The sequence below is a fragment of the Streptomyces acidiscabies genome (assembly GCF_020010905.1).
GTDB lineage: Bacteria > Actinomycetota > Actinomycetes > Streptomycetales > Streptomycetaceae > Streptomyces > Streptomyces acidiscabies.
This window is the reverse complement of sequence record NZ_JAGJBY010000001.1, coordinates 3,943,101-3,963,810: the sequence shown is the minus strand read 5'-3', so window position 1 is coordinate 3,963,810 and position 20,710 is coordinate 3,943,101. Positions and strand designations below refer to the sequence as shown.

19 protein-coding genes are annotated in these 20,710 nt (G+C 72.5%); 14 read left to right on the top strand and 5 right to left on the bottom strand.

Annotation, left to right across the window (positions count from 1 at the left end; genetic code table 11):
• The first annotated feature begins 169 nt into the window (after positions 1–169).
• The 5 genes from J8M50_RS18365 (at position 170) to mug (ending at position 5,025) form a co-directional block, all read left to right on the top strand.
• Positions 170–1,798, top strand: coding sequence for an IS200/IS605 family element transposase accessory protein TnpB (locus tag J8M50_RS18365; RefSeq protein ID WP_010360408.1), 1,629 nt, complete (start codon positions 170–172; stop codon positions 1,796–1,798).
• A gap of 23 nt (positions 1,799–1,821) precedes the next feature.
• Complete coding sequence (locus J8M50_RS18360) at positions 1,822–2,610, top strand: SGNH/GDSL hydrolase family protein (RefSeq protein ID WP_010360409.1); 789 nt, start codon at positions 1,822–1,824, stop codon at positions 2,608–2,610.
• Positions 2,610–2,951: a DUF4326 domain-containing protein gene (locus J8M50_RS18355; protein WP_010360410.1), complete on the top strand. Its 342-nt coding sequence runs from the start codon at positions 2,610–2,612 to the stop codon at positions 2,949–2,951. The genes J8M50_RS18360 and J8M50_RS18355 overlap by 1 nt, the downstream gene beginning before the upstream one ends.
• Before the next feature lie 89 nt (positions 2,952–3,040).
• Complete coding sequence (gene purB, locus J8M50_RS18350; RefSeq protein WP_010360411.1) at positions 3,041–4,483, top strand: adenylosuccinate lyase; 1,443 nt, start codon at positions 3,041–3,043, stop codon at positions 4,481–4,483.
• Complete coding sequence (mug, locus tag J8M50_RS18345) at positions 4,480–5,025, top strand: G/U mismatch-specific DNA glycosylase (protein WP_075661415.1); 546 nt, start codon at positions 4,480–4,482, stop codon at positions 5,023–5,025. Before purB ends, mug begins: the two co-directional genes overlap by 4 nt.
• Positions 5,026–5,046: 21 nt before the next feature.
• Here the strand turns inward: mug and J8M50_RS18340 are convergent, their stop codons facing one another.
• On the bottom strand, positions 5,047–5,730 hold the full coding sequence (locus J8M50_RS18340) for an ABC-2 transporter permease family protein (RefSeq protein ID WP_010360413.1): 684 nt from the start codon (positions 5,728–5,730) through the stop codon (positions 5,047–5,049).
• Between the two features lie 9 nt (positions 5,731–5,739).
• Positions 5,740–6,651, bottom strand: a complete 912-nt coding sequence (locus J8M50_RS18335; RefSeq protein WP_029184662.1) for an ATP-binding cassette domain-containing protein — start codon at positions 6,649–6,651, stop codon at positions 5,740–5,742.
• Between the two features lie 109 nt (positions 6,652–6,760).
• On the opposite strand from J8M50_RS18335, the gene J8M50_RS18330 reads away from it, so the two are divergent.
• Together J8M50_RS18330 and J8M50_RS18325 are read left to right on the top strand one after the other, a co-directional pair.
• The gene (locus J8M50_RS18330) at positions 6,761–7,909 is read left to right on the top strand and encodes a sensor histidine kinase (RefSeq protein ID WP_010360416.1); all 1,149 of its coding nucleotides are present in this window, start codon (positions 6,761–6,763) and stop codon (positions 7,907–7,909) included.
• 14 nt (positions 7,910–7,923) lie between these two features.
• Positions 7,924–8,574 carry a response regulator gene (locus J8M50_RS18325; protein ID WP_010360417.1) on the top strand — a complete coding sequence of 217 codons (651 nt, stop codon included), beginning with the start codon at positions 7,924–7,926 and terminating at the stop codon, positions 8,572–8,574.
• Between the two features lie 76 nt (positions 8,575–8,650).
• Here J8M50_RS18325 and J8M50_RS18320 read toward each other — a convergent pair whose 3' ends face one another.
• Positions 8,651–9,088 (bottom strand): ATP-binding protein, encoded by a 438-nt coding sequence (locus tag J8M50_RS18320; protein WP_029184663.1) that lies wholly within the window; start codon positions 9,086–9,088, stop codon positions 8,651–8,653.
• Positions 9,089–9,250: 162 nt separating this feature from the next.
• Here J8M50_RS18320 and J8M50_RS18315 point away from each other — a divergent pair, with 162 nt between their 5' ends.
• Genes J8M50_RS18315 through J8M50_RS18305 form a run of 3 tightly spaced genes read left to right on the top strand, consistent with a single transcriptional unit; the run spans position 9,251 to position 11,583 of the window.
• Positions 9,251–10,126, top strand: a complete 876-nt coding sequence (locus tag J8M50_RS18315) for a helix-turn-helix domain-containing protein (RefSeq protein WP_010360419.1) — start codon at positions 9,251–9,253, stop codon at positions 10,124–10,126.
• On the top strand, positions 10,123–10,365 hold the full coding sequence (locus tag J8M50_RS18310) for a DUF397 domain-containing protein (RefSeq protein WP_010360420.1): 243 nt from the start codon (positions 10,123–10,125) through the stop codon (positions 10,363–10,365). Before J8M50_RS18315 ends, J8M50_RS18310 begins: the two co-directional genes overlap by 4 nt.
• A 48-nt stretch (positions 10,366–10,413) precedes the next feature.
• Positions 10,414–11,583 (top strand): ROK family transcriptional regulator, encoded by a 1,170-nt coding sequence (locus J8M50_RS18305; protein ID WP_010360422.1) that lies wholly within the window; start codon positions 10,414–10,416, stop codon positions 11,581–11,583.
• Between the two features lie 1,229 nt (positions 11,584–12,812).
• Here J8M50_RS18305 and J8M50_RS18295 read toward each other — a convergent pair.
• The gene (locus tag J8M50_RS18295; protein WP_010353998.1) at positions 12,813–13,568 is read right to left on the bottom strand and encodes a GntR family transcriptional regulator; all 756 of its coding nucleotides are present in this window, start codon (positions 13,566–13,568) and stop codon (positions 12,813–12,815) included.
• Between the two features lie 234 nt (positions 13,569–13,802).
• Between J8M50_RS18295 and J8M50_RS18290 the strand changes: the two genes are divergently transcribed.
• Positions 13,803–14,633 (top strand): alpha/beta fold hydrolase, encoded by an 831-nt coding sequence (locus J8M50_RS18290; protein WP_010353999.1) that lies wholly within the window; start codon positions 13,803–13,805, stop codon positions 14,631–14,633.
• A gap of 482 nt (positions 14,634–15,115) precedes the next feature.
• On the opposite strand, the gene J8M50_RS18285 is transcribed toward J8M50_RS18290, so the two are convergent.
• Positions 15,116–16,033 carry an EamA family transporter gene (locus tag J8M50_RS18285; RefSeq protein ID WP_050987228.1) on the bottom strand — a complete coding sequence of 306 codons (918 nt, stop codon included), beginning with the start codon at positions 16,031–16,033 and terminating at the stop codon, positions 15,116–15,118.
• Between the two features lie 47 nt (positions 16,034–16,080).
• Here J8M50_RS18285 and pdxR point away from each other — a divergent pair, with 47 nt between their 5' ends.
• The 3 genes from pdxR (at position 16,081) to J8M50_RS18270 (ending at position 20,698) form a co-directional block, all read left to right on the top strand.
• Positions 16,081–17,559: a MocR-like pyridoxine biosynthesis transcription factor PdxR gene (gene pdxR, locus J8M50_RS18280; RefSeq protein ID WP_029183897.1), complete on the top strand. Its 1,479-nt coding sequence runs from the start codon at positions 16,081–16,083 to the stop codon at positions 17,557–17,559.
• A gap of 152 nt (positions 17,560–17,711) precedes the next feature.
• Positions 17,712–19,298 carry an alkaline phosphatase D family protein gene (locus tag J8M50_RS18275; protein WP_010354002.1) on the top strand — a complete coding sequence of 529 codons (1,587 nt, stop codon included), beginning with the start codon at positions 17,712–17,714 and terminating at the stop codon, positions 19,296–19,298.
• Positions 19,299–19,471: 173 nt separating this feature from the next.
• Positions 19,472–20,698, top strand: a complete 1,227-nt coding sequence (locus J8M50_RS18270) for a GNAT family N-acetyltransferase (protein WP_010354003.1) — start codon at positions 19,472–19,474, stop codon at positions 20,696–20,698.
• Positions 20,699–20,710: the final 12 nt, after the last annotated feature.

Sequence of the window (20,710 nt, the reverse complement as noted above, 5' to 3'; positions counted from 1 at the left end):
GGAACAGCACGGGAGTGTGTTCTGGCCGCACAGGGGTGTGTCCAAGCCCTGGCGAGTGCTTCACGCGCGAGGGAACAAAGTTTCTTTCGTCGAACGTGTGACCTTTCCCGGTGGTGGTCGTTGAGGGTGATGGGGAAGGTCTTCGGTTCCGGAGGGGAGGGTGATCGGGATGAGCGGGCTGCGGGAGGTGGCGGCTCCGTTCGTGGTGCCCGGCCCCGCCGGTGTGGCGATACGTGCCCGTCTGAAGGGCCTGACGCCGGAGGACGAGGAGGTGCTGCGGCTGGTGGGTGCGCATCTGGGCTCGCTCGCCTCCCGGGATCTCAAGGTGCGGTGTGCTGACGGGCTGGAGCATTCGGCCGAGACGTGGGCGGTCCGTAAGCGGGAGCTGACGCCGTTGTCGTCGTCGCGCTGGGCGGGGGCCATCACGAAGGCCACGCATGATCAGTGGGCACTCGCCCGGCGCGGACAGGCCGCTCACATCCAGTCCCTCGAAGCCGGCATCCGCACGATCCGGCACCGGCTGTCACTCCCCCTCGGGGAGAAGGGCAGCAAACGGGCGCCGGGCGGCTACCGCTCGCAGGGGGAGTGGTTCCACAAGTCCCGCCGCCTGCACGTCCTGCAAGACCGGCTGACCGCTGTGCGTGCTGATCGTGAGGCCGGTGTCGTCCGCGTGGTGAGGGGCGGCAGGCGTCTGCTCGCCACCCGTCACCACCTCGACGCCGCCCGGCTCACCGAGGCCGGGTGGCGTGAGCGGTGGGAGGCCGGGCGCTGGTTCCTCCAAGCGGACGGGGAGTCCGGCAAGCCCTACGGCAACGAGACCATCCGTGTCACCCCGGACGGCGAGGTGAGCATCAAACTCCCCAAACCTCTCGCCGCGCACGCCAACAGCGGGCACGGCCGGTACGTCCTGGCCGCGCGGGTGTCCTTCCCGCACCGGGCAACCGAGTGGGCCGACCGCGTCGAAGTGAACCGGGCTGTCGCCTACCGCATCCACCGGGACACGGTGCGCGGGCGCTGGTACCTGACCGCCGCCTGGACCTTCCCCGTCACCCGGACGATCCCCCTGGCGGCAGCTCTCGCCGAGGGGGTGATCGGTGTCGACACCAATGCCGATCACCTCGCCGCCTGGCGCCTCGACCCCCACGGCAACCCCATCGGCAGCCCGCGCCGCTTCTTCTACGACCTGTCCGGCACCGCCGACCACCGCGACGCGCAGGTCCGCCACGCCCTGACCCGCCTCCTGAACTGGGCCAGGTCATGCGGCGTCAAGGCGATCGCTGTCGAGGACCTCGACTTCACGGCGGAGAAGACCCGCGAGAAGCACGGTCGCAGGAAACGCTTCAAGCAGATCGTCTCCGGTATGCCGACCGGGAAGCTCCGTGCTCGGCTGACGTCGATGGCCGACGCGACCGGCATCGCGATCATCGCTGTCGACCCGGCGTACACCTCGATGTGGGGCGCGCAGTACTGGAAGAAGCCCCTCACCACGAAGAACCGTCAGACCACCCGTCACGATGCCGCGAGCATCGCGATCGGGCGACGCGCCCAAGGGCATCCGATCCGGCGTCGGACGGCACCGCCCCGCGACGACCGGAGTGATCGTCGCGGGCATCGGACCGTCCAGGCCCGACCGGAGACCCTCGGGCGTGAGGGACCCCGCCCCCGCGTTCCCGGACCACGCACACGATGCGAGCCACCGGACGCGGAGCGAACGCGGGCGACCAGGACACCCAACACCGTTCGGGATGTCCGCAGTGATCAAGTTTGGGTCCAAGACCCACTCCTGCTCACTGAATAGGAACGGTTACCATCTCTGACGCCATGCAGACACACCCCACTCCCCCGTACAGCAGCCTCGTCGCGGTCGGCGACTCCTTCACCGAGGGCATGTCGGACCTCCTCCCCGACGGCACCTACCGAGGCTGGGCCGACCTCCTCGCGGCCCGCATGTCCGCCGAGACCTCCGGCTTCCGGTACGCCAACCTCGCCGTACGTGGCAAGCTCATCGGCCAGATCGTCGAGGAGCAGGTGGACGTCGCGGCCGGCATGGGCGCCGACGTCATCACGCTGGTCGGCGGCCTGAACGACACCCTCCGCCCGAAGTGCGACATGGTCCGCGTGAAGGACCTCCTCACGGAGGCGGTGGAACGCCTGGCGCCGAGCTGCAACCACCTGGTCCTGATGCGCAGCCCCGGCCGCGAAGGCCCCGTACTCGAACGCTTCCGCCCCCGCATGGAGGAACTGTTCGCCTGCGTGGACGACCTGGCATCGAAGCACAACGCCCTGGTGGTGGACCTCTACGGCGCCCCCTCCCTGGCGGACCCCCGCTCCTGGGACGTGGACCGCCTCCACCTCACGACGGACGGCCACCGCAGAGTGGCGGAGGCGGTCTGGCAAACCCTGGGCCACACCCCGGAATTCCCGGACTGGCGGGCCCCCATCCCGCCCACGCCCCCACCCACATGGACGTCCCGCCGCCTGGCGGACGCCCGCTTCACCCGCCAATACCTGCTCCCATGGATAGCCCGCCGCCTGACGGGCCGCTCCTCGGGAGACGGCCGCACACCGAAGCACCCGGAACTGCTGCCGTACGAGGGCCCGGCCTCCTGATGCCCACCCGGGTCGTCAACCTGCGGGGCCGTATCCACGAGTACGGCCCCCGCCTGGAACACGCTCCGGCGGACGTGACGTACGTCGGCCGCCGCTGGACCCTCGGCGGCTGGGACCTTCCCCGCCACCCGCTGTACAACCCCTACGCCTACGACACCCCGCAGAAGAAACGCGACGGCACGCGCGCGGAGGTGATGGCGATGTACCGCGCGTACCTGCTGGAACACCCCGGCCTCCTGGGCCTGGTCGACGACCTGCGCGGACGGACTCTGGCCTGCTGGTGCGCGCCGGAGCTGTGCCACGGGGACGTCCTGGCGGAACTGGCCGACAGCTCCCGCTGACCGGACCGTGCCGTGACCCGCGTCTCGTACCTTCCCACCAACCCCACCCCGGCCCTGGCCTGCGTGAATCGACAGTAGAATCCCGTCACGTGACTTCCGCTCCCGCAAAGCCCCGTATCCCGAACGTCCTCGCCGGACGGTACGCCTCCGTCGAGCTGGCCACCCTGTGGTCGCCCGAGCACAAGGTGAAGCTGGAGCGGCAGCTCTGGCTCGCGGTGCTGCGGGCTCAGCGGGATCTCGGGATCGAGGTGCCGGAAGGGGCGATCGAGGACTACGAGCGGGTGCTCGACACCGTTGATCTCGGGTCGATCGCCGAGCGCGAGAAGGTCACCCGGCACGACGTGAAGGCCAGGATCGAGGAGTTCAACGACCTCGCCGGGCACGAGCAGGTGCACAAGGGGATGACGTCCCGGGACCTGACGGAGAACGTCGAGCAGTTGCAGGTACGGCTGTCGCTGGAGCTGATCAGGGACCGCGCGGTCGCGGTGCTGGCCCGGCTCGCGAAGCTCAGCTCGGAGTACGGCGAGCTGGTGATGGCCGGCCGCTCGCACAACGTGGCGGCGCAGGCGACGACCCTGGGCAAGCGTTTCGCGACGGCGGCGGACGAACTGCTCGTGGCGTACGCGCGCGTGGAGGAGCTGCTCGGCAGGTACCCGCTGCGCGGCATCAAGGGCCCGGTCGGCACCGCGCAGGACATGCTGGACCTCCTCGGCGGCGACGCGGCCAAGCTCGCGGACCTGGAGGGCCGTATCGCCGGTCACCTGGGCTTCTCGCAGGCGTTCACGTCGGTCGGCCAGGTCTACCCCCGCTCGCTGGACTACGAGGTCGTCACGGCCCTCGTACAGGTCGCGGCGGCCCCGTCCTCGCTGGCGAAGACGATCCGTCTGATGGCGGGCCACGAGCTGGTGACGGAGGGCTTCAAGCCGGGCCAGGTCGGCTCCTCGGCGATGCCGCACAAGATGAACACGCGCTCCTGCGAGCGGGTCAACGGCCTGATGGTCATCCTGCGCGGGTACGCGTCGATGACGGGCGAGCTGGCGGGCGACCAGTGGAACGAGGGCGACGTGTCGTGCTCGGTGGTCCGCCGCGTCGCCCTCCCGGACGCGTTCTTCGCGCTGGACGGCCTGCTGGAGACGTTCCTGACGGTGCTCGACGAGTTCGGCGCGTTCCCGGCGGTCGTCGCGCGCGAGCTGGACCGCTACCTGCCGTTCCTGGCGACGACGAAGGTCCTGATGGGCGCCGTACGCGCGGGCGTGGGCCGCGAGGTCGCGCACGAGGCGATCAAGGAGAACGCGGTCGCCTCCGCGCTGGCGATGCGCGAGCAGGGCGCCGAGCGCAACGAGCTCCTCGACAAGCTCGCCGCCGACGACCGCATCCCCTTGGACCGCGCGCAGCTCGACGCGCTGATGGCCGACAAGCTGTCCTTCACGGGCGCCGCCGCCGACCAGGTCGCGTCGGTGGTCTCCCGGATCGAGGAGATCGTCAAGCAGCGCCCGGAGGCCGCCGGTTACACCCCCGGGGCGATCCTCTGACCCGCTTCACCCAGGCCGAGCTGGAGGCCGCGCGCGACCGCCTCGTCCCCGACGTGGCCGCGCCCGGCCTCCGCGTACTGTTCTGCGGCATCAACCCCGGCCTGATGACGGCCGCGACGGGCCACCACTTCGCCCGCCCCGGCAACCGCTTCTGGCCGGTCCTGCACCTCTCCGGCTTCACACCCCGCCTGCTGAAACCGGCGGAACAGGCGGAACTCCTGTCGTACGGCCTCGGCATCACGAACGTCGTCGCCCGCGCGAGCGCGCGTGCGGACGAACTCTCCGCCGAGGAGTACCAGGAGGGCGGGCGCGTCCTGACCGCCAAGGTGACCCGCCTGAAGCCCCGCTGGCTGGCGGTCGTCGGCATCACCGCCTACCGCGCCGCCTTCGACGACCGGCACGCGCGCGTGGGACCGCAGGAACGCGTCATCGGCGACACGCGCGTGTGGGCACTGCCGAACCCCAGCGGGCTGAACGCGCACTGGACGGCGGCGACGATGGCGGAGGAGTTCGCGCGGCTGCGGGAGGCGGCGGAGGGCTGACGCGGCTTGGAGGGGAAACGTTCACGCGTCCCTCCTCCGCACCCGCCACACCCCCGCCCCCAGCGCCACCGCGCTCCACAGGGCCGTCACCAGCAACCCCATCCACGGATCGACAGCCGGCTCACTGTGCAGCACCGCCTGTCCCGCCCGGTCCGGGAACCAGTCCGCGACCGTCCCGGACATGTCCCCGACGACGAACGACACGATCAGCAGAAACGGTACGACGATCCCGAGCGTCGTCACCCCACTGCGCAGTACGGCGGTGAGCCCCGCCGCCAGCAGCGCCATCAGCGTCAGATAGATCCCGCAGCCCACAGCACCCCTGATCCCCTCGGCCCACCCCACACCGTCACCGGTCAGAAGGGTGACGGTGCCGGTGAGGAGCCCGACGGCCAGTACGGGTACGGCGATCGCCGTCACCTTCGCCGTGAACCAGCGTGTCCGGTCGGGCACGGCCGCGAGGGACGTCCGCAGGGCGCCGTCACGGAACTCCGCCGCCATCGCGTTCGTCCCGAAGGACACGGCGGCGACCTGGCCGAAGGTGACGCCGAAGTAGGCCGAGAAGAGCGGGTCGTCACCGGAGGCGTCGAGCCCGGCGAGTGCCGAGAAGGCGAGCGTGGTGAGGAGGATCGCGGCGAGGGCGACGAGCTGCGAGCGCAGGGTGCGGATCTTGAGCCACTCGGCGTGGAGAGCGGAAACGTACATGCGGGGCTCCTAGAGGTGTGCCGTGAACTCGGTCTCGCCGGCCGTCAGATCGAAGTACGCCTGCTCCAACGTGCCCTCCTCGGCGGCGAGTTCGAGGAGGGTGACACCGGCGTCGGAGGCGAGACGGCCGACGTCGTCCACGCGCGCGTGCTGCACGGTCCAGTGCCCGTCGGGGTGTTCGTCGGCGCGATGCCCCGCGCGCGCAAGGGCGTCGACGAGCGCGGCCTGGTCGGTCGTACGCACCCGTACGCGCGGGTGCACGCGCGCGTCGACGAACTCCTTGAGCGGCGTGTCCGCGAGGAGGCGGCCCCGGCCGAGGACGATCAGGTGGTCGGCGTAGGCGGCCGTCTCGTTCATGAGGTGGCTGGAGACCAGGACCGTACGGCCCTCCCCCGCGAGGCGGCGCAGCAGGCCGCGGATCCAGACGATGCCCTCCGGGTCGAGGCCGTTGGAGGGCTCGTCCAGCAGGACCGCACCGGGGTCGCCGAGCAACGCGGCGGCGATGCCTAGGCGTTGACGCATGCCCAGGGAGTACGTCCGTACGCGCCTGCGCGCAGCGGACGCGAGGCCGGTCTCCTCCAGGACCTCGTCGACCCGGCGTACCGGGACGCGGTTGCTCGCGGCCAGCACGCGCAGGTGGTCGCGGCCGGTGCGGGCGCCGTGCGCGGCCTGCGCGTCGAGCAGCGCGCCGACGTGGCGCAGGGGTTCGGTGAGCGCCGCGTACGGGCGGCCGTCGAGGGTGGCGCTGCCCGAGGTGGGGTGGTCGAGGCCGAGCAGGAGGCGCAGGGTCGTGGACTTGCCGGCGCCGTTCGGGCCCAGGAAACCGGTCACCCGGCCGGGGCGGACGCTGAAGGTGAGACCGTCCACGGCGCGGCGGGTGCCGTGGACCTTGGTCAGGTCGCGGACGTCGATGCTGGTCATGTCCACCACCCTGGCCTCCGGCCCTGGTCAGGGGCTTCCCCCGGGGGTGGGAACCGTCTCCCCCGCTCGGGGGAGGCCCGTTGTCAGTGGTGCCTGTCACGATGTCCGTATGGCCCGGTTCCTGAGCCCGCTGCTGCGGGGGACGACGTACACACGGCTCCTGCATCTGTGGGTGCCGATGCTCGTGGTGAGCGTGTGGATGTTCATCGATCCCCGGCGGCCGTGGGTGGTCGCCCTGCTGGTGGCCCCGCTCGGGCTGATCGCGGGCGTGCGGACGGGTGAGGGCGTGCAGGCGCGCTGGATGCTCACGCCCGGCGAGGAGGACCCCGGGTTCTCGATCGCCCCGTCGGCGACCTGGCGGGACCGGCTGCGGACGGTCGTCTGGCTCGAAGTGCGGCTGCTGCTGGGGGTGTCGACGACGTTCGTGTGCGTGTGGATGCTGTCGCTCGTGTACGACCTCGTACGGCTGTCCCTGGGGTACCCGAGCGACCTGGTCGCCTGGTACCCGTCCCCGCACTGGTCGTACGCCCTGCTGGCGCCGTTCCCGCTGATCGTGCTGTACGGCGCCGTCGTCGGCCTCGGGCACCTCGTGACCGTCGCCGCGCGCGCCCTCCTGGGCCCGTCCGCCGCCGAGCGGCTCGCGGCGCTGGAGGAGCGTACGGAACGGCTGCTGGAGCGCACGCGCATCGCCCGCGAGTTGCACGACTCGATCGGGCACGCGCTCACGGTGGCCGTCGTGCAGGCGGGCGCCGCGCGCGCGGCGGGTGATCCGGCGTTCACCGCGCGGGCGTTGGAGGCGATCGAGGAGACCGGGCGGGCGGCGCTGGAGGATCTGGAGCGGGTGCTCGGGGTGCTGCGGGAGTCCGAGCGGCCGGCGAGCGGGCGGCCCACGCTCGCGGAGGCGGACCGGTTGCTGGAGTCCGCGCGGGCGTCGGGGGCGCTGGTCGACGCGGAGCTGTCGGGGCCGCTGGAGAAGGTGCCCGGGCCGGTGTCCCGGGAGAGCTACCGGATCCTCCAGGAGGCGCTGACGAACGTGCTGCGGCACGCGGGGCCGGTGCCGGTGAGCGTCCGCGTGGGCGTCGAGGCGGACGTTCTCCGGCTTGAGGTGCGCAATCCGCTGGCCGCGCGCGTCCCCGGGCCCGGGCGCGGCAGCGGACTGCGCGGCATCCGCGAGCGCGCCGCGCTCCTCGGCGGACACGCGTCCACCGGGCCCGATGCCGGGGACTGGCGGGTGCGCGCGGAGCTGCCGTTGGGCTGATCTACGCTGGCCGGATGCCGGTCACTGTGCTCCTCGTCGACGACGAACCGCTGGTCCGCGCGGGGTTGCGGGCCGTCCTTGAGGCCCAGCCCGACATCACGGTCGTCGGCGAGGCGGCCGACGGAGCCGCCGTGATCCCCCTCGTCCGGCAACTGAGGCCCGACGTCGTCGCCATGGACGTACGGATGCCGCTGCTCGACGGCATCTCCGCGACTCGCGCCGTTCTGCGGGGAGTTGACGCGCCGCCGAAGATCCTGGTGGTGACGACCTTCGAGAACGACGAGTACGTGTACGAGGCGCTGCGCGCCGGGGCCGACGGGTTCCTGTTGAAGCGGGCGCCGGCCGCGGAGATCGTCAACGCGGTGCGGGTGGTGGCCGCGGGGGAGTCGCTGCTGTTCCCGGCGTCCCTGCGGAAGTTGGCAGCGGAGTACGGGGATGGGGACGCGCGGGACCGGCTGGAGTCGGCCGGGCTGACCGAACGGGAGGGCGAGGTGCTGCGGTTGATGGCCCGGGGGCTGTCGAACGCGGAGATCGCCGGGGAGTTGGTGGTGGGGGCGGAGACGGTGAAGTCCCATGTGAGCGCGGTGCTGGGGAAGTTGGGGGCGCGGGACCGGACTCAGGCGGTCATCGCGGCGTACGAGTCGGGGTTCGTGGCGCCTCGGTGAGTGGAGCGTACGGCTGCGGCTTTGGTGCGGGCCGAGTTGGAGCCGTCTTCGCAGCCGTACGAGGAGACGGGCGGCGCTATCGGGCGGGCTGGCGGAGGTCGAACTCCGCCCACACCGTCTTGCCGCTCGGTGGATACGGGATGGTCCCCCAGCGGTCCGCCAGCGCCGCGACGAGGACGAGGCCGCGGCCCGACTCGTCGTCCGGGTTCGGCTGCGGCCAGGGGAGCCGGTCCCCGCGCGCGTCCGTGAGCGCCGCGCGCAGGATGCCGGTCGTCTTGTCGAGCGCCAGGCCGACACGGAAGTCGCGTCCCTGGACGCGGCCGTGCAGCGCCGCGTTCGACGCGAGTTCGGCCACGACGTGCTCGATGCGCTCCGTGTGTGACGGGGGGACGTGCCACGCCTGGAGGCGCTCGACCGTGAGGAGCCGGGCCAGCCGGGCGCCCCTGCGCGTGGACGACAGGAGCTGGTCGAAAGTGTGTACGGTGTCGGGGAGTTGGGGAGTCGTGGTGTTCATGAGGCCAAGGTGGAGGGCGCGCGGGGGCGCGTTCCAGACCTGAGGCCCGTACGCTGCGTCAGCGTACGGGGGCATTCCGTAGACGGTACGAGGTTCTTGACGTCACCCTGGGCGGGTCGATCGCGGGGAACAACGCACGTACACACCCGGAGGTGGCCGCGTATGACCGACGGCGGGGAGATCTTGGACGAGGACGGGGTGGAGGCGGTCGACGACGACCACGAACGCGAACCCGATCCCTCCGACAGTCTGAAGACGTTCGGGGCTGTCGTCCAGGGTCTGCGGGAGCATCAGGGGCTCAGCAGGGAACAATTCGGGTTGCTCATCGGGTACTCCAAACACACGGTGGAATCGGTGGAGTTGGGGAGGCGGATGCCGGATGAGACGTTCGTGGACAGGGCGGAGAACAAGCTGGGGAACACGGGAGCGCTGCGGAAGGCGGCGCCGTTCCTGACGCGGGGCGAGGCCGGGTTGGCGGTCTGGTTCCGGAAGTGGGCGCGGCTGGAGAAGAAAGCGGTCAGCCTGGACACGTACGAGTGCCGGATGGTGCCGGGCTTGTTGCAGTCGGAGCCGTACGCGCGGGCCGTGTTCAGTAACAGCATCCCGCCGTTGTCGGACGAACAGGTGGAATACCAGGTCGCGGCCCGGCTGGAGCGTCAGCAACTGCTGTACACCCGGCCGAACGTCCCCTTCAGCTTCATCGTCGAGGAGCACCTGTATCGAAGGCGACTGGGTGGGGTCGAGGTGACTCGGAGTCTTATCGATACGGCGCTGGAACTGAGTTCCCTGCGCAATGTGACGCTCCAGATCGTGCCTCTGGAGGCTGAGTTCCACGCGTGTCTGGATGGACCTCTGCGCCTGCTGGAGAACCCGGCCCGCAAGAGGTTCGCCTACTCGGAAGGCCAGCAGAACGGCCGTCTGATCAGCGACCCGAAACGAGTAAGCCTCCTCTATCAAAGCTATGGCACACTGCGCTCGCAGGCCCGGAACCCCAAAGAATCCCGGGACTTGTTGGAGCGACTGCGAGGAGAGCTATGAGCACGACCGATCTCGCCTGGTTCAAGTCCAGCCATAGTGGGACGCAGGGTGACAGTTGTGTCGAGGTCGCCTTCTGGTTCAAGTCCAGCTACAGCGGCACTCAGGGCGACGACTGCGTCGAAGTCTCCATCGTCGAAGAAGCCATCTGCGTACGGGACTCCAAAGACGTGACCCTCCCCCACTTCTCCGTCGGCCGCGACGGCTGGACCCACTTCGTGGGGTTCATGTCGGAGGCCTGAACCCGGGACGTACCATCCGCCCACACTCGACTGGCAGGGAGGACGCGCGTGGGGCGGCTCATCGGTGGGGATCCGTCGCTGTTGCGGCGGATCAACTCCGCAGTGGTGCTGCATGCGTTGCGTGCGGCGGAGCGGGCGACGTTGACCGAGGTCACGCGGGTGACCGGGCTGTCGCGGCCGACGGTGGAGGGGGTGGTGGAGGATCTGATCGGGGCGGGGCTGGTCGTCGAGGAGGCGGCCGATGTGACGGTCGTGCGGCGGCAGGGGCGGCCCGCGCGGCGGTTCCGGTTCCGGGCGGAGGCCGGGTATCTGCTGGGGCTGGACATCGGGGCGCACCGGGTGTCGGCGGTGGTCGCGGATCTGGACGGGCGGGTGTTGGGGGCGCAGGACAGGGGGGTGGCGGAGAGTGCGTCCGCCGAGGAGCGGTTGGAGCGGGCGCGGACGGTTGTCGCGGAGTTGCTGCGGCGGGCCGGGGTGCCGCGCAGTGCGCTTCGGGCGGTCGGCGTGGGGACGCCGGGGATCGTCGAGACGGACGGGACGGTGCGGCTGTGTGCCGCGTTGCCGGAGTGGACGGGGTTGCGGCTCGGTGAGCGGCTCAGCCGGTCGTTCAAGTGCCCGGTGCTCGTGGAGAACGACGCGAACGCCGCGGCCGTCGCCGAGCACTGGAAGGGCGCCGCGGTCGACTCCGACGACGTGGTGCTGGTCCTCGCGGGGCTGAGTCCGGGGGCGGGTTCGCTGATCGGGGGGCGGCTGCATCGCGGGTACGGCGGGGCTGCGGGGGAGATCGGGGCGCTGCATCTGCTGGGGCGCGAGGTCACTCCCGAGACGCTGCTGTCCACGACTGACGTGCCGCTTCCGCCGCTCGACCATCAGGCGGCGATCGAGGTCTTCACGCGCGCGGGGGACGGCGATCCCGGCGCCTGTGCGGCCGTCGACCGGTTCTTCCGACGCCTGGTCCACGACGTCGCGGCCCTCGCGCTCGCGCTGGACCCGGAGCTGGTCGTCATCGGCGGCGCGACGGCGGGCCTCGCGGACCTCCTCGGGCCTCTGCGCAACGAACTCGCCCGTTACTGCTTGCGCCCGCCGAGGGTCACGCTGTCGTCTCTGGGGGAGGCGGCTGTGGCCATGGGCGCGCTGCGGCTGGCGCTGGACCATGTGGATCAGCAGTTGTTCGCGGTGGAGGGGACGGTGACGGGGAGGCAGGGGTTGGGGTGGTGAGGGGACGGCTGGCGGTGACGGGGTGGCAGGGGCGGGGGTGGTGAAGGGATGGCTGGCGGGGACGGTGACGGGGCGGCAGGGGCTGGGACGGTTGCGGGTGGCGGTGGGCGGGTGGGGCGGCGGCGTGTTGTCCCGGCCGGAAGGGGCTCCTCGCCCGGAGGCGCTCCTGGCTTGAGTGCTCCTCGCTTGTCAGCGGAACGGGCGTCGTCTCGGGGAAGTTCCCGGGGCGTGAGACCGCGGCGGCTGCCGGACACCACGCCGCCTCCGGATTGTCGAAGTTCCCGGGGGGCGTGAGGCTGCGGCCCTGCCGGGTCCGCGCGGCATTCTCCCCCAGGTGAAGTTCCCGGGGGTGTGAAGCCGCGGCAAAGCGTTCGGGACCGGCACGGGCGCGCAAGCCGCAGGGGCCTACTCCCCGGGGAGGCGGCTGTGGCACAGGGGATGGGGCGTGTCCGCGACGACCGCCTGCTTCTTCCCCCGGGGAGGCGGCTGTGGCCATGGGCGCGCTGCGGCTGGCGCTGGACCGGGTGGATCAGCAGTTGTTCACGGCGGAGGACGGTAACGGGCCGCAGGGCCCTCTCCCTGAGCAGCCAACTCCGGGGCCACCGAGCCGTACCGCCCACCCCGCGTCCTGCCACCCGCCCCCACCGACGGGATACCCAGCTCGGCGGGGCACCCGACCCGGCGTTCAGCCGAGAAGCTGGACGCCCCACGCAGGCTCAGGAAACCCTCTCCCCCCGAGCAGCCAACTCCGGGACCACCGAGCCGTACCGCCCGCCCCGCGTCCTACCGCCCGCCCCCAGCGGCGAGGTGCCCGACCCGGCGGGACGCCCGACCCGGCGTTCAGCCGAGAAGCCGGGCGCCCCGCGTCGGCTCAGGAAACCCTCTCCCCCGGCAGCCAATTCCGGGGGCCACCGAGCCGTACCGCCCGCCCCGCGTCCTACCGCCCGCCCCCACCGCCGGGGCACCCGACCCGGCGGGACGCCCAACCCCGCAAGGCACCCGGCCCGGCGGGACGCCCAACCCCGCAAGGCACCCGGCCCGGCGGGACGCCCAACCCCGCAAGGCACCCGGCCCGGCGGGACGCCCGGCCCGGCGGGACGCCCGGCCCGGCGGGACGCCCGGCCCGGCGGGACGCCCGGCCCGGCGGGACGCCCGGCCCGGCGGGACGCCCGGCCCGGCGGGACGCCCGGCCCGGCCTACAGCCGAGAGGCCGGGCGCCCCGCGCGGGCTCAGGAAACCCTCTCCCCCAGCCCTTCCTCGATCTCCACCCCGCCCGCCGCGCCGAACGTCAGGCGGCACGTGTCAGCTCGGTACGTCGCGATCGAGAGCGCGGCGACCCGGTCGGCGGCCATGAAGTGGGTCGTGACTACCAGGACCGGAGCCCCCGGCAGCCGGTCGAGCTGCTTCGCGTCGTCCGCGCGCGCGGAGCCGAGTTCCACGGAGCGGTTCTGGGCCGTGAGGTCCAGGTGGTGGAGTTCGCGGAGCAGGGCACGCGCGCGGGCGGGGCCCGAGAGGGCGTCCGTGGGCGGGAGCGCGGGGACGGAGGTCTCCGGTACGTAGAGGAGTTCCGCGGCGACCGGGTGCCCGTGGGAGACGCGGGAGCGGCGGACGACGTGGACGGCGAGCCCGCGCGGGAGCGCGAGGGCGGTGGAGACGGCCGCAGGGGGCGCCGTCAGGTCGCTGTCGACGGGCTGCCAGGTGTCGTCGCTGGGCCAGGCCCTGCCCTCGGGGCCGACGTCGACGCCTACGCGCGGGGGCGCGACGGTTGTGCCGACGCCCCGTCGGCGGTGGAGCCGTCCCTCCAGTTCGAGTTGCTCCAGTGCCTGCCGGAGTGTCGCGCGGGCGACGCCGAAGCGGGCCGCGAGGTCGCGCTCGTTGGGCAGCACCTCCCCCACCGTGAACTCCGAGTCGAGTGCTTCGCTGAGCACTGTCCTCAGATGCCAGTACTTCGGTTCCGGCACCGTTTCCAGCTGCGTGGTCCCCACCCTGTCCTCCACCCCGCCCCGTGGCTCAGGCCCTTTACGCGCCCTTGTTTATTAAAGGTTGTTTCACTTGTCAGCGACCATAGGGCGGCCCCCAACCTTGGTCAATACCAATGGGGGAAACCGCTTTCGGCCAGGCGGGACTTGGCATCGGCAGCCGGGGTCTACCCGTCGGTAGCAACAACTGACAAGCTGTCCACGGAGTTTCACCGCTGAGCTCAGACGAGGAGCACCCGCATGTCCGCCACCGTCTCCTTCAAGGTCCCCTCCGCGCGCGGGCCACAGCCGGTCACCGTCTCCTACGCGCGCGTAGGTCACGGCGAGCCGCTGCTCCTGCTGCACGGCATCGGCCACCACCGCCAGGCCTGGGACCCGGTGACCGACATCCTGGCGACCGAGCGGGACGTCGTCGCGGTGGACCTGCCCGGCTTCGGCGCGTCCCCGGGTCTCCCGGAGGGCCTCGCCTACGACCTCCCGACGACGAGCGCGGTCTTCGCGGCGTTCTGCGAGACCCTGGGCCTGGACCGGCCGCACGTCGCGGGCAACTCCCTGGGCGGCCTGATCGCCCTGGAGCTGGGCCGCGAAAACCTCGCACGGTCCGTCACCGCCCTGTCCCCCGCCGGTTTCTGGACGGAGGCGGAGCGCCGTTACGCGTTCACCCTGCTGCTGACGATGCGCCGCATCGCGCGCGGGATGCCGCTCCCCCTGGTGGAACGCCTGTCCCGGTCGGCGGCCGGCCGTACGGCGCTGACGAGCACCATCTACGCCCACCCCGCACGCCGTTCACCGGAGTCGGTGGTCGCCGAGACCCTCGCCCTGACCGGCGCGACCGGCTTCGACGCGACCCTGCGCGCGGGCGGCTCGGTCCGGTTCACGGACGACGTCCGGAACGTCCCCGTGACGATCGCCTGGGGCACCCGGGACCGCGTACTCCTGCGGCGCCAGGGCGTACGCGCGAAACACGTCATGCCTGAGGCGCGGTTGATCCGCCTCCCGGGCTGCGGCCACGTGCCGATGAGCGACGATCCGGCGCTGGTGGCGCGGGTGATCCTGGACGGGAGCCGCTGAGGACGGGCGGCCGTCGAGAACGGGCTGTGGCTGGAGGCGGACTGCCGCGAAGCGCAGGCTGTCGCAGGGAGCGGACTGCCGTTGCGCGAGCCTGCCGCTGGGGCACAGGCGGTCAGGGGAGCGGGCCGTCGTCGAGAGCGCCTGTCGCCGGGGGCGGGCTGTCACGGCGAGCCGACTGCCGCCGGGGACTGGCTGTCACAGCGAGCCCGCTGCCGCCGAAAGCTCCCGCCGCCGGAAAGCGGCTGCCGCCGAGACCGGCTGCGGGCCGCCGCCACGAGCGCCTGGCCGCCAGGAGCAGGCTGCCGCCGGGGACGGGCTGTCACCACGAGCCCGCCGCCGCCGAAAGCTCCCGCCGCCGGAAAGCAGGCTGCCACCGGGAAGCGGCTGCCGCCGAGACCGGCTACGGGCCGCCGCCGAGGGCGGGCCTTCGCCGCACGCCGACTGCCGTCGAAGGCCCCCACCCCGGAACCGCAGACCACCCCTCACCCCACCTCCCCCACCCCCGCAGCCAAGCCACCCCTCCCCGCGCCCCCAGACGCCCGTCTGAGCGCTCCGGAGCCCGCCGCCACCCCGAGACCCACCAGCACGCTCCCCAGCGCCTGAGCGGCCCCGTAGGAGCCCGCGCCGACGACGGGTGCCGTCGCGGCGGCGGCGACCGGGATCAGGCCGGAGAAGAGCGTCGCCCGCTCGGCGCCCAGCACCTGCATCCCCCGGTACCAGCACACGAACCCCACGACGGTCACCACGACGGCCTGCCACAGCAGCGCCGCAGCCTCGCCCCCGTCCGGCCACCGCACCCACCCACCCCCGTCGAGCACCACCCCCAGCACCGCCGACTCGACCGCGGCCACCCCGCACACCGTCGCCGACGTCAGCAGCGGCCCGAGCGCGCGTAGCACCGGCGTCGCCAGTACCGCGAACCCCACCTCCCCGACCAGCGCGCACGCGGAGAACACGAGCCCGGCACCGTCCGTACGCCCCCACCCCTGCACGACGAACGCGCCCGAAGCCACCAGCGACGCACCCCACAGGCGGGGCCGGCGCCCCTCCAGGAGCGGCACCAGGACGGCGACGACGACCGGCGCGCACCCGACGAACACCCCGGAGACGGCCGGTTCGGCGGATCGCTCCGCCGCGAGGACGGCGAGGTTGAACCCGACCATGCCGACGCCCGACAGCAGTGCGACACGCAGCCATTGACGGAGGGGCAGACGACGCAGGCGCTCCCGCGCGCCCTGACGGGCCAGGGGCGCCAGCAGCAGGAAGGCGAGGGCGTACCGGAGCGCCTGCCCGCCCGCGTACGGATAGCCGCCCAGCACGCTGTTGGCGGTGAAGGAGGCCCCGACAAGGAGACAGGCGAGCGCGGCGAAGAGCGCTCCGCGCGCGGAAGTGGCGTTCATGAACGGGACGTTAGGGACGGCGGCGGCCCGCATTAAGGTCCACTTCCATGGCGTCATCGGGGACCAGTCCATGGGAGGTGCTGCGGCCTGCGGTCACCGCACCCGCACGCACGCGGGGACGTGCGGTGCAGGAGGCCCTGCGGGAGGCGATCCGCGCGGGACGGCTGGCCGCCGGGACCCGGTTGCCGTCCAGCAGGGACCTCGCCGCCGATCTGGGCGTGTCGCGAGGGCTGGTGACCGAGGCGTACGAGCAGTTGACGGCCGAGGGATACCTCCGCAGCGGGCGCGGCGCGGGCACCTGGGTCGGGGACGCCGTCCGCGCGGCGGCGCCCCGCGCGCGGGACCGTGCGCCGCGCTCACCCGGCGCCCGCGCCGACTTCGTGCCCGGCTCCCCCGACCTGTCGCTGTTCCCGCGCGCCGCCTGGTCCGCCGCCCAGCGTGCCGTGCTCGCCGGACTCCCCCACCAGGACCTCGGCTACCCCGACCCGCGCGGCCTGCCCCGCCTGCGCACCGCCCTCGCCGCCCTCCTGACCCGGCGCCGGGGAGTGGTCGCCGATCCGGAGCGGCTGATCGTCGTCTCCGGCGTCGCGCAGGCGCTCGCGCTGCTCGGCGGGGCGCTCCACGCGCGCGGGATCCGCGAGGTCGGCGTCGAGGCCCCCGGGAGCCCGCCGCACGCGGCCCTGTACGAAGCCGCCGGTCTGGACGTCGTACCGCTGCCCCTGGACGGCGACGGGCTCGCCCTCGGACCGCTGCACCACGCGCGCGTGCGCACGGTCGTCACCACGCCGGCCCACCAGTTCCCCACCGGCATCGCGTACGCGCCCGAGCGCCGTACCCGGCTCCTGGAGTGGGCGCGCGCGGTGGACGGGTTCGTGCTGGAGGACGACTACGACGGCGACTTCCGGTACGACCGCGACCCCGTCGGCGCGCTCCAGGGGCTCGACCCCGAGCGCGTCGCCTACACCGGGTCCGTCAGCAAGTCCCTCGCGCCCGGACTGCGCCTGGGCTGGCTGCTGCTCCCCGAGGCGCTCGCCGAGGACGTCACCGAACGCAAGCGCACCGCCGACCTCGGGCATCCCGCCCTCGACCAGGCCGTCTTCGCCCGCTTCGTCGAACGCGGCGACTACGACCGCCACCTGCGCCGCTGCGGGCGCGCCTACCGGGAACGCCGGGACACCCTCGTAGCGTCCCTCGCGGAGCACTTCCCCGGCACGGAGGTCTCGGGCATCGCCGCCGGGCTGCACGTCATCGCGACGCTGCCGGAGCGGTACGGGCCGCAGGAACGGTTCCTGGAGAGGGTCACGGAGGCGGGGGTGGAGGTGCGGGCGCTGACGGAGTACGGGCACGCACGCGTGGACGACGATTCCCACCTCGCCCCCTCATCCTCGTACCCACGCGCACGCGTACAGAGCGACGTACGCCCCTGTACCGACGTACGCCCCCGTCTCGTCCTCGGATACGCCCACCTCACGCCGATACGCATCCGTACCGGCGTGGCACTGATGGCGCAGGCGGCCGACGGGTGACGCCAGGCCCGTACAGAGCCCCATAAAGCACCCGACCCCCAAGCCACTCCCTGGGGCGTCCCACTGTTCATCCCGCATTTCCGAACCGGCCCTCCGCCCCCCGTAGGTCTGACTGTGCAGCCCGGCCCCTTCCCCTTTCCGGAGGCTCTGTCATGCCGTCCTTCCCCTCTCCCAGCCGTCGCGGCGTCCTGCGCGGCTCGCTCGCCGCGTCGGCGGCGCTGTCCCTGCCCGGTGCGCTGGGCGCCGCGCCCGCGTTCGCCCTGTCGGGGCGGCCCGGCGCGAAGTGGGGTGTGCAGACCGGGGACGTCGGCGCGCACTCGGGGCTGGTGTGGGTGCGGTCGGACCGGCCCGCACGGATGATCGTCGAGACGGCGGCCACCGAGTCGTTCCGCAACCCGCAGCGCTGGCACGGGCCGCTGCTCGGCGCCGGTACGGACTTCACCGGCACGACCCGGCTGCACGGGCTGCCGTCGGGCGAGCAGATCCACTACCGGGTGCTGCTGGCGGACCCGGACGACCCGCGTCGTACGGGTGAGCCGGTGGCCGGGACGTTCCGGACGGTGTCCGAGAAGCGGCGGCAGGGCGTCAAGTTCCTGTGGTCGGGCGACCTGGCCGGGCAGGGCTGGGGCATCAACCAGGACATCGGCGGCTACCGCATCTACGACGCGATGGCGAAGCTGGACCCGGACTTCTTCCTGTGCAGCGGCGACAACATCTACGCGGACGGGCCGATCGCGGCGACGCAGGCGCTGCCGGACGGCCGGGTGTACCGCAACCTGGTGACCGAGGAGAAGTCGAAGGTCGCCGAGACGCTCGCGGAGTACCGGGGGAACTTCCGGTACAACCTGCTGGACGAGAACCTGCGCCGGTTCAACGCGCAGGTGCCGTCGATCATCCAGTGGGACGACCACGAGGTCCGCAACAACTGGTACCCCGGCGAGGTGATCGCCGACACGGACGCGCGGTACACCGAGAAGAGCGTGGACGTGCTCGCCTCGCGCGCGCGTAGGGCGTTCAGCGAGTACTTCCCGGTCTCGACGCTGACGCCGGGCGCGAAGCAGGGGCGCGTGCAGCGTGTGATGCGGCACGGGCCGCTGCTGGACGTGTTCGTGCTGGACATGCGCACGTACCGCAACGCGAACTCGACGGACGTCCAGACGACCGACCCGCAGGGCATTCTCGGCCGGGAGCAGCTGGAGTGGCTGAAGCGGGAGCTGGCGTGCTCGCGCGCGGTGTGGAAGGTGATCGCCGCCGACATGCCGCTCGGGCTCGTCGTGCCGGACCCGATGGAGAACAAGCCGAACTTCGAGGCCGTCGCGCAGGGCGACCCGGGGCAGCCGCTGGGGCGCGAGCTCCAGATCGCAGAGCTGCTGCGGTTCGTCAAGCACCGCCGGATCACCGGGACGGTGTGGCTGACGGCGGACGTGCACCACACGTCGGCGCAGCACTACCAGCCGTCGCGGGCGGCGTTCAAGGACTTCGAGCCGTTCTGGGAGTTCGTCTCCGGGCCGCTCAACGCGGGTGCGTTTCCGGCCAATGATCTGGACGGCACGTTCGGCCCCGAGCGGGTGTTCGTCAAGGCGCCGACGACCGCGAACGTCTCGCCGGCCGACGGGTTCCAGTTCTTCGGCGAGGTCGACATCGACGGCCACAGCGGGGAGTTGACGGTCCGGCTGCGCGAGTCGGACGGAACTGTCCTGTACACGCAGGTACTTCAGCCGGGACGTGTCGGCCAGTAGGGCGCGGGTCCCGTAGGCTCGGCGGTGGGCCGCGTACCGGCGTCATCCCCCGGTGCGCGGTGTCCCTCTTTGGCCGGAAAGAAGCGGTCCGCACCGAAAATACGAAATGGGCTTTTACCCATCGGTCACAGTACGTTCGTGATCACGCAACACCGTTCCCGCACAGTGGATGCATGACTCAGAAGACGACTGCTGTCACCCGTTCCGTCGCGGCCCTCCGAGCCGCCGTGCACGCCTGGCGATCACACGGCCACGATCTGGCGCCGCCCGGGGGTGATACCGGTCCCCGGCCGCTCGCCGGGGACACCGACACCTTCGCGGGCACGCTGTGGCGGATGCGGACGACCGTGACGGACGCGCCCGGCTCGCTGGCCGCGCTGTGCGCCGCGCTCGCCGGGCACCGGGTGGACATCCTGAGCCTCCAGACGCACCCGCTGGGCCTGGAGACGGTCGACGAGTTCCTGCTGCGCGCGCCGGGCGACCTCACCTCCGCCGAGATCACCCACGCGGTCGCGGCGGCGGGCGGCGCCTCGACGTGGATCGAGCGGGCCGACGCGCACGACCTCGTCGACGCGCCCACCCGGGTCCTCGGCCTCGCCACCCGTACCGCCCTGGACGCGGCGGAACTCCCGCTGGCGCTGCGGCAGTTGCTCGGCCGGTGCGCGATCCGTTCGCTGCCGGGCGCGCACGACGTGCCGGCCGAAGGGGTCCTGGAGGAGACAGTGCTGCGCCTGCGGGCGCCGGAAGGCGGAGTGATCACCGTGGAGCGGCCGTACCTGCCGTTCACCCCGACCGAGTTCGCGCGCGCCCGCGCGCTGGTCGAACTGGACACGCGGCTCGGGCCCCGGGTGCCGCGCGGCCTCGACGTCCTGACGCTCCCCGAGGGCGCCGACATCACCGTCGGCCGCGCCGACCAGGCCGATCTGGACGCCGCGAGGGCCATGCACGAGCGGTGCTCCGCGCAGACCCTCACGATGCGCTACCACGGGCCCGTCGGCGACGCCGACCGCTACCTGAACCACCTGCTGAGCCCCCGCTTCGGCCGCACCCTCGCCGTCCGCACCGCCTCCGGCCGCGTCGTCGGCCTCGGCCACCTCCTGTGGGACGGCGACGAGACCGAGATCGCGCTCCTCGTCGAGGACGACTGGCAGGGCCGCGGCATCGGCGGCGAACTGCTGCGCAGGCTGGTGCGGATGGCCGTCGAGACGGGCGGCGAGAGCGTGTACGCGGTGACCCGCTCCGGCAACACGGCGATGGTCGCGGCGATGCGCTCACTGGGCCTGCCGCTCGACTACCAGATCGAGGAAGGCACGCTGGTCATCACGGCCCGCCTGGAGGGGCTGACGCCGCAGACGCTGCCGTTCGAGGTGCGCGCGCAGGAGCGGATCGGGCGGGAGTAGGGGCACGGGGGC

What these genes read in the sequence shown, in the direction of transcription:
- J8M50_RS18365 (WP_010360408.1), top strand. Translation starts at nt 170, where the DNA reads ATGAGCGGGCTGCGGGAGGTGGCGGCTCCGTTCGTGGTGCCCGGCCCC.
- J8M50_RS18290 (WP_010353999.1), top strand. Translation starts at nt 13,803, where the DNA reads ATGTCCGCCACCGTCTCCTTCAAGGTCCCCTCCGCGCGCGGGCCACAG.
- J8M50_RS18270 (WP_010354003.1), top strand. Translation starts at nt 19,472, where the DNA reads ATGACTCAGAAGACGACTGCTGTCACCCGTTCCGTCGCGGCCCTCCGA.
- J8M50_RS18310 (WP_010360420.1), top strand. Translation starts at nt 10,123, where the DNA reads ATGAGCACGACCGATCTCGCCTGGTTCAAGTCCAGCCATAGTGGGACG.
- pdxR (WP_029183897.1), top strand. Translation starts at nt 16,081, where the DNA reads ATGGCGTCATCGGGGACCAGTCCATGGGAGGTGCTGCGGCCTGCGGTC.
- J8M50_RS18360 (WP_010360409.1), top strand. Translation starts at nt 1,822, where the DNA reads ATGCAGACACACCCCACTCCCCCGTACAGCAGCCTCGTCGCGGTCGGC.
- J8M50_RS18335 (WP_029184662.1), bottom strand. Translation starts at nt 6,651, where the DNA reads ATGACCAGCATCGACGTCCGCGACCTGACCAAGGTCCACGGCACCCGC.
- J8M50_RS18275 (WP_010354002.1), top strand. Translation starts at nt 17,712, where the DNA reads ATGCCGTCCTTCCCCTCTCCCAGCCGTCGCGGCGTCCTGCGCGGCTCG.
- J8M50_RS18285 (WP_050987228.1), bottom strand. Translation starts at nt 16,033, where the DNA reads ATGAACGCCACTTCCGCGCGCGGAGCGCTCTTCGCCGCGCTCGCCTGT.
- J8M50_RS18325 (WP_010360417.1), top strand. Translation starts at nt 7,924, where the DNA reads ATGCCGGTCACTGTGCTCCTCGTCGACGACGAACCGCTGGTCCGCGCG.
- J8M50_RS18355 (WP_010360410.1), top strand. Translation starts at nt 2,610, where the DNA reads ATGCCCACCCGGGTCGTCAACCTGCGGGGCCGTATCCACGAGTACGGC.
- J8M50_RS18320 (WP_029184663.1), bottom strand. Translation starts at nt 9,088, where the DNA reads ATGAACACCACGACTCCCCAACTCCCCGACACCGTACACACTTTCGAC.
- J8M50_RS18330 (WP_010360416.1), top strand. Translation starts at nt 6,761, where the DNA reads ATGGCCCGGTTCCTGAGCCCGCTGCTGCGGGGGACGACGTACACACGG.
- J8M50_RS18340 (WP_010360413.1), bottom strand. Translation starts at nt 5,730, where the DNA reads ATGTACGTTTCCGCTCTCCACGCCGAGTGGCTCAAGATCCGCACCCTG.
- J8M50_RS18315 (WP_010360419.1), top strand. Translation starts at nt 9,251, where the DNA reads ATGACCGACGGCGGGGAGATCTTGGACGAGGACGGGGTGGAGGCGGTC.